This window comes from Legionella parisiensis, from assembly GCF_001467945.1.
Classification (GTDB): Bacteria; Pseudomonadota; Gammaproteobacteria; order Legionellales; family Legionellaceae; genus Legionella; species Legionella parisiensis.
The window spans coordinates 743300-750781 of record NZ_LNYQ01000013.1 but is presented as its reverse complement, the minus strand read 5'-3'; the positions used below and the strand labels follow the sequence as shown (position 1 = coordinate 750781).

Genomic DNA, 7482 nt, shown 5'->3' with positions numbered 1-7482 from the left:
ATACCCCCCCCCCATTATTACCCAAGACAGCCAAATCCCCACTTTTATCGCAAACCATGTTTTGTAAACAAGAGGACAGAGTCGTGGATAAACATGCTCATCAAAATCCGAAGGTGGTAAATAAGGATTTAACCCCAAGATCGCAAAAAGATTTAACTTATGCGCTAGATGATTACCTCGCATTTGAGTGGGAAGCTGACAAAAACTGTGCGGCAACCCATAAGACGCGAAAAGAAGCAGCAAGTTGCTTACTCAAATGGTTAAAAGGTAGTGAGATAATGCTGACGTATGATCAAATGAATGCTCTTGACGAAAAAAGTGTCTTAGGAGCTATTTTCGAAGATATAAAAAGATCCGATTTTTATAAAAATAATAGCGATAAACTCCATATGGAATCAACGTGCTTTAGTTTAAGATAGATAAGGATATGAATTACAGAATTAAAACGAAAATGATTAATTCGAGCTTTTGGGAGATGTCATAGTGTTAGAGGATGGCATAGCTCTCATGGCTAAACTCAAGAGGCGGCTTTAATTGAACAAATTAATAAAAATACTTGAGAAGATAGAAGAATATGATAATTATCTTGCCAACACCGGTGATGCCAAAAGCAGGCCCCCCCCCTTTCCCGAGAACAAAAATATGAATAAATATAATTTCGATCCGAGTTTCAATTAAACTAATAAGCAGACTCCACTTTTATATTGGCAAGGTGCGCCATCACAGTTGAATTCCTGTCTTAGGAGGAATGCCCCCCGCCTTCGCTCTGGTTTTACTCCACTTAAATCAAATAATATCACATAGTTGCAGCAACTCTCATAAGCTGATATTTCCCATTGAAAAACTCGCAAGAGGTATCCTGTTTGCAAACAAACACGGAACTTACTGACTACTTCAATCACTGCAAGGCAATCTACAAATACACAACTATCTATTATAAGTACAAAATAAATAAAAAATAATCACATTTTTTTTAGGTGCTCCTATACTTAAATAAATCATATTTTATCAAAGCTGATATTTAAGGAGCGCAAAAATGATACGTATTAGCCTTAAAGGAAATAATGTGCAATTCACTTTATCCGATCCTAAAGAAAAATTTATTGAGGCTAAATATTTGGAAAATGCATTGACTCGAGAAAAATTGCTTAGTGGGATAGATTATAGCGTTCGAAGGTCTTTTGAGGATGTTTATTCTGTGGACGCGAGTAAGTTTGGCAGTCTAGCAGACATTACAAAACTATTTAAAGAGTCTCGTCTAGATACAATGGGAAAACAAAAAGATTTACCATTTTTTAAAGGTCCTGAGGTTCCTTATGAGCTTACACCTGATACCGCAGAGAAAATTCAAAATAAAATTTCAGAGCTTCATGACATCAACTCTAAAATTGCTGGGCAAAAATGACCTAACAATCTGCGGTCAAATTAGATATGTGTTGGGTCAAAATGACCCAACTTTGTTTAGTTCTTAAAATAAAACATGATGCTGCGCTGCGTCAAGATTTATAGAGAGTCTCGTTTATTTACCTGCCTATAAGTATAAAAATTGCAGCTACTAAAGCAACTACAGCAGTGATGGTGCTAGGAATTGCAACTCCTGGTGCTAAAATAGTAAGAGCTACTATAATCAGGTAAACAGCGAGAAGAATAAAACCAATATTTTTAGTGAATGGCATAGTTTAATCCCTTATTAATTATGTCCTGAACAAGAATGAATTTCTGATTATTTTTTCAGTATTCACTCTAGATATAATATACGATACCGTCAATGTAAAGACTATTTTAATAAGCACGGATGGTATTTAAATTCGCCTTGAAGCGATAAAACTCATAATCATTTCCACGGAGTCATCGATCAAATACTTTGACGTATCAAGCATAATTTGCTTGCTTTCCCAGGGCTCATAGTCACGCTCCAAAACGGCTTGCCATGTGGGCAGTGTATGACCTTCTATATCTGCATTACGCCCTTCTACCCTACTTTGATGTACTTTTTCATCAGAACAAGTTAATTCAATTTCAATAAAATCTGATTCAGTTTGTTTTGCTACCTGCTGCCAATCTTGGCGTGTTATAGAAATCGGATTAACCGAGTCAGCCACAACATTTAAACCTAAAGCTAAATTTTCTCGAGCAATTGCATAACTGATTAAATACCCCTCTGAACCTACTATCAATGAATCCGGATAGCCGTTTAAGCTAATTAAAGTCTGCTCAATAGTATCTACTCTCAAATAGACCGCTTTTAAACGCTTGGCTATAATTTTAGAAATCGTCGTTTTTCCTGTTCCCGGTAACCCACCAAAAATAATTAACATTGCAAGATTGCCTTTTATAAGTGTATGTTCTTTATTCAAGTTCTTGCATAACCTGTGAGCGTTGCTTTAGTGCAAGGCGAAAGGGTTTGAGGAGCGGAGTTTACATCGAATAAACAAGCTCCGGAGAAACGATTACAACGCAGCAATAAAGTAAATGCACGTTATGCCTAACTACTGATCAACTAAGCCTAATGCCTTTTCTATAGTAGGGCGAATAGACAATAAACTATAACGACCTTTCTCCTCATCCTGTGCGACGGGAACCAATTGTCCGTTCATCACGAAAGCCCATATTTTCCTGGATTCTGGATACTTGGGGCCATGATGTATCCAATTACTTCCATTACCCCGACCGTGATCTGTAGTGACGATGAGCAGAGTTTGTTTATCAATTCCTTTAGCTTGTAAATAGCTTAAAATTTTATCTAACATGTTATCGTAATAGGCCAATGCCTTATGATAGCCCTTGAGGTCATTTGCATGCGCCGTACCATCGGAGTTATCTAATGATATCCATAAGAAAAGAGGTTCATATGTAACAAAATAATGCCATGCTTGGGCAAAAGTGTATCGGTCATAGCGATCCTTACCCTCAGGATGGTCATCACGTTGTTTTTGATTCAACTCTTTCATCACGTCATCAGGCTTTAAACTATCTGGATCGTAGACTAATTCATTTCCGTTACTACTGAACGTTGTCCCAGGAACATGCTCTACAGCATAGCCAATCTCAGGCCAAGAGGAAAACGTTGCCACTTTCTTTTTAGGTAAATGCAATTTATGAATAATTGCCTCCGGCAATGTTTCAACTTTAATTCTACCGCACTCATTACCTGTACATGGTTGTACCGCCCCCGCCATTTGGCTTTGATAAGAGGGAAGACTGATGGGCACTGAAGCAGTATACATAGGGATATTGCTCGAAGGATCTCCGTAAAAAGTAAATTTATTGGCGTGCTTTTGCCAAAATTTTGGGAAATATTGGTGAGTTTGATACACATCTTGCCAACGGACGCCATCCAAAGTAATATAAATTACCTGCTTTATGTTCGCAGAGGCAGGAGGTGCTGCAACAGCAAATACCGTGGTGCAATACAAGAATTTTAAAATCGCTATAACCGATAGTCGAATGGACATAAAAACTCCCTAAAAGCCCCACACTAAATCTTCTAAATCCCTCAAGCTGCTTACTTTATTCTTCCAACCTGGAATTCTCACCTGAACATTCAAATTACTATATTGGTGAAGCAGCATTAATGCCGTCAATTGATGACTTAACTTATTCGTCAACTCATGTGACAAATAACCGTAAGCCATTAAAAATGTGTGCAGTAATTTCTTATCGCCCTGTATAAGAAAAGCGCCAGGGCCAAGTAAATCATATTCAGGTAAACCAAGCATCGCATCTCCAAAATCAATCAATCCGCTAAGATGCCAAATGCCCTTTGCTTGACTCACTAAAAAATTCATCGGTGTATATTCCCCAGTTAAGAGAACTGGTTGTTTTATCTCCGGTAATTCCTCTTTGATTGAATCAAGGTAAGCAGGTAGCTGTTGCAGTAAAACTTTTGGCAATCCTTTAGTTCGATGTTGTTCTACGCAATACGCTATTTGTTTTTCAAGAAATTGCGGCCAATGACAATCAATAGCCTCAAGCCCATTTGTCGGTAACGCATGAACCTCTCGAATAAGCGCGCCTAATTCACGAAGAATAATCTCTTTGTTGTCATGTTCCATATTTTCCCAAAGGCTTTCTAAAAGTGTTCCTTCCAGTTTGCCAATGATAAGATAAGGCCAACCAAATAGTTCGCCCTCATGCTCCAATAAAGGAGTTTTTATCGAAAGCTTTCCATACACATGCTTCAATACCAACCGCTCACTTTCAAATTGGCTTTGATGAAACGGCGGAAAAATTTTAATGACTTTATTACCATATAAAAAGACAATATTTGTCCCTTCCGGAAAGAGCATTAATGATGCTTCGGATAATTGATGTCTATGAATGATTGCTCTGGCAAGGCCTTCTTCAATATATTGCTTTAGCTTTTCATAGTCTTCAAAGGTATGAATAAACGAGAGTGTTTGATTTAAAGTTGTGGCATCCATCAATTTAATCCTGATTTCGTTACTTTACTATTTTTTGCCAATCATAAACTTTATTAACAAGAATGTAACTTATTAGTATCTCTTAGTCACAATTTAAAAATCCTGGGGAAAGTTAGATTGAGTGCCAGATTGGATGTAGCCTTTCGGTAGGTTGTGTAGAAAATTCAGTAGCAAAAAGGCTTGCTTATTAAGCGATTGTTACCAATGGAAGTCATTAAATTCTTCTATACTATATATTTAATTGATTATTTTGAGAATACCATGCTTACTGCGCAAATATTTCTTTTAGAGTCACTCATACGGCATTATTATTCTTCCTATTTTTATGAAACACCCATAGTAAAAAGTTTACAAAAGACTAAATCTGAACTTGATTTATCTTCTCTCAAAAGGGATTTTCGCATATGGCAATGGGCGATACCAACCTTAGCTGATAATTCCCGGGTAGAGTCCCTACGCTGTAAAAATTTACCTGAGAATCAGGCGACAACTGAATTTATAAAACAATTAACCTCTGCTTTATCTAAAAATACCCATTTAAAAGATTTGGATTTAGAAAACAATCCCATTGGAAATGCAGAAGCTGCTTTTATTGCGGAAATGTTAAAGTCTAACACAACATTAAAACAAATTAATTTAAGTTATTCTCATTTTGATCATATGGGATTCTATAAAATTGGAGTCGGCCTAAAGGAAAATAGAGGTCTAAAAATATTAAAACTTGCTGGTAGTAATATTGGACTTACTACAAACTACTTTTTCCAAGTGTTAAGTACACACGAATCCCTTCAAGAGCTTGACTTAAGCAATTCCAATTTACAATTTGATATAGGTTTATCCCAGCTCTTAATTGAGAGCGAGTCTTTAAAAAAATTAAATCTGCGTATGAATGCTTTTGGTAGTTACGATTTAGATTACTTAACCGACGGCTTAAAAAAGAATAAAAATTTAGTCAATTTGAATTTATCTTCCTGTACATTAGATACCTCAGCTCCTGGGAGATTAGAGAGTCTCGCTAAAGTTTTAAGTATTCATCCTTCCTTGACCTTTCTGGATTTATCCTCAAATGGGCTTGACTCTGAAAAATATCCAATAGCTACCGAAATAATTAAAAACAGTTCTTCCATTAAATCTTTAAATGTAACAGCTAATTACATGGGCGATGAGGGGCTTCGTAATTTAGCAACTGCACTCCAAAGCAACAGCTCTCTGACTACTTTGGTTTTACGAAAAAATCAAATAAGTAATGGGGGATTAGCGCATTTGAGTCAAGCGCTTCAGCACAATAAAACACTGGTTCATCTTGATTTGTCGGAAAACGATGTTAATTCCGTCCATGATTTATGTGATTGTTTGCAAAATAATATCAGCATTACTTCGATTGATTTGGACCGAGAAAAAATTTCGGATGGTAGCGCGGCAGAATTAGAAAAACTATTAAAAAGAAATCAACGAATAAAAAGTGCCTATCTTACATTATTAAATAAAGCACAATCCCAAAATGATCTGCATGGAATGCTGAGAGTTCTTAAAGAAATGAAGCATGAATTTCATAAAAAGGATGAAAACGTATGGGAGCCCGCCCAACTCGAAACGATTTATAACTCCTCGCTAGAACTGATTCAATTCAAATTAAAAGAAGAGTTAACCAAAAATATAAATCCCGAGCAGACTTTATTATATTTTATAGACATTTATATTAAGGCTGCTCCTCTTTTAAACGAACTGAAACCACGATTATTGTCCGCAGTCCTCGATTACAAAAATACCTCATCTCTTCAGGAAAACGAACTTGAACAATTTGATAAACTATGCGGCTTTCTTGAGCAAAAAAGCGAAAAGCATGCGTCAATAAGTGAAGAAGATTTAGAATCTTTTAAAAATGTTTTGGATTTTTTAACCCAAAAAATTGTTTCTGTTTATGATGCAGAAGAAACGGAGAGCAGTCCGCCCCCACCCTCTGCACGTGTAAAAAAATATTATAATCAGGATGATTTTATTGCAAAACTTAGGGAAGATAATAATTATCAATCGCTTAATAGGGCTCGCCTAAGATTTTCAGGTCTTTGTGAATTAATTTGTAATTATATTATCAAAGAGGATCTAATGGGTTTATCTTCTCAGAGTGAACCCGTAGATGACAGTGATTTTAACAAAATCTTACCGCCAAATTTAAATGATATTCATTTATTGGCAGGGGTATATCAATTGAACACTGACTGGGTCTTAGGAAGTCACATTTTAGATACCAGTAGTCATTATGAAAAACTAAAAGCCTACTTGTTAAATATATATCCTTACTCTCTCTTTACTTCATTGGATGTCAGTAACGATGGAAAACAGCTGAATCCTGACTTATTCACAAAAAAATTAGATGAGCTTGAGGTAGGTACTTATATAAAATTTATGGCTTTTAGTAAGTCATTTGGGAGTATGGAAGGACACTCCATGTTAATCAAAAAAAATCATAATAATACCTATTCATTTTTTGACCCCAATAAAGGGGAACACCTGGAACTATCTTCTGTCGAAGTTTGCGCTAAATTAAACAAAGCACTAAAGTTATATGATGCAACACATATGGTTTTTATGGATGGTCTAAAATACATAAAAAGCTTAAGTCAACCCGTTACTAATGAGAGTAACGCTTCTTTATCGAGAATGCATCTTAATGTGATGAAGATTGACCCTCTGGATAGACGTGCAAATATCAGTGCAGTTTACAATTTATTATCTGATTCATTATTTCGGAATGAAGACAATACTCCGCCGCGCTATATTAGTGAGTTAAGGAATATTCTTAGGCAAATAGATTATAATAATGAGGAAAATATTGTAAAAAGCATCATTGAAATTAAGAAAATTTCGCAAATGGCCCCTAGTCCAGATGAAAACACTCATGTTCATTCATTAAGAGCTGTGTTTAATAGTCCTACATCAACCACCTTTGCCAAAATCCGTGCTAATTTATATGAAGATCCACAAATACATAAAATTATGGATGAACCCAATTCTCAGGAACTCATAACATCACATGGTAGTTCTTAAAGTCCTGTCT

7 protein-coding genes are annotated in these 7482 nt (G+C 35.9%); 3 read left to right on the top strand and 4 right to left on the bottom strand.

What is annotated here, in order from left to right; translation table 11 throughout:
* Together Lpar_RS09445 and Lpar_RS09440 are read left to right on the top strand one after the other, a co-directional pair.
* The coding region (locus tag Lpar_RS09445; RefSeq protein WP_237759382.1) for a hypothetical protein at positions 1-419 on the top strand (419 nt) is incomplete at its 5' end.
* 617 nt (positions 420-1036) lie between these two features.
* The gene (locus Lpar_RS09440) at positions 1037-1405 is read left to right on the top strand and encodes a hypothetical protein (protein ID WP_058517711.1); all 369 of its coding nucleotides are present in this window, start codon (positions 1037-1039) and stop codon (positions 1403-1405) included.
* Positions 1406-1523: 118 nt separating this feature from the next.
* Here Lpar_RS09440 and Lpar_RS19090 read toward each other — a convergent pair whose 3' ends face one another.
* From Lpar_RS19090 to Lpar_RS09425, 4 genes are all read right to left on the bottom strand, one after another.
* Positions 1524-1676, bottom strand: a complete 153-nt coding sequence (locus Lpar_RS19090) for a hypothetical protein (protein ID WP_165482430.1) — start codon at positions 1674-1676, stop codon at positions 1524-1526.
* A gap of 126 nt (positions 1677-1802) precedes the next feature.
* Positions 1803-2318 (bottom strand): P-loop nucleotide/nucleoside kinase family protein, encoded by a 516-nt coding sequence (locus Lpar_RS09435; protein WP_058517710.1) that lies wholly within the window; start codon positions 2316-2318, stop codon positions 1803-1805.
* 171 nt (positions 2319-2489) lie between these two features.
* Positions 2490-3455 carry a sulfatase-like hydrolase/transferase gene (locus Lpar_RS09430; RefSeq protein WP_058517709.1) on the bottom strand — a complete coding sequence of 322 codons (966 nt, stop codon included), beginning with the start codon at positions 3453-3455 and terminating at the stop codon, positions 2490-2492.
* A 9-nt stretch (positions 3456-3464) separates the two neighbouring features.
* Positions 3465-4424 carry an aminoglycoside phosphotransferase family protein gene (locus Lpar_RS09425; protein ID WP_058517708.1) on the bottom strand — a complete coding sequence of 320 codons (960 nt, stop codon included), beginning with the start codon at positions 4422-4424 and terminating at the stop codon, positions 3465-3467.
* Between the two features lie 261 nt (positions 4425-4685).
* On the opposite strand from Lpar_RS09425, the gene Lpar_RS09420 reads away from it, so the two are divergent.
* Positions 4686-7472 (top strand): leucine-rich repeat domain-containing protein, encoded by a 2787-nt coding sequence (locus Lpar_RS09420; RefSeq protein WP_058517707.1) that lies wholly within the window; start codon positions 4686-4688, stop codon positions 7470-7472.
* Positions 7473-7482 lie beyond the last annotated feature (10 nt).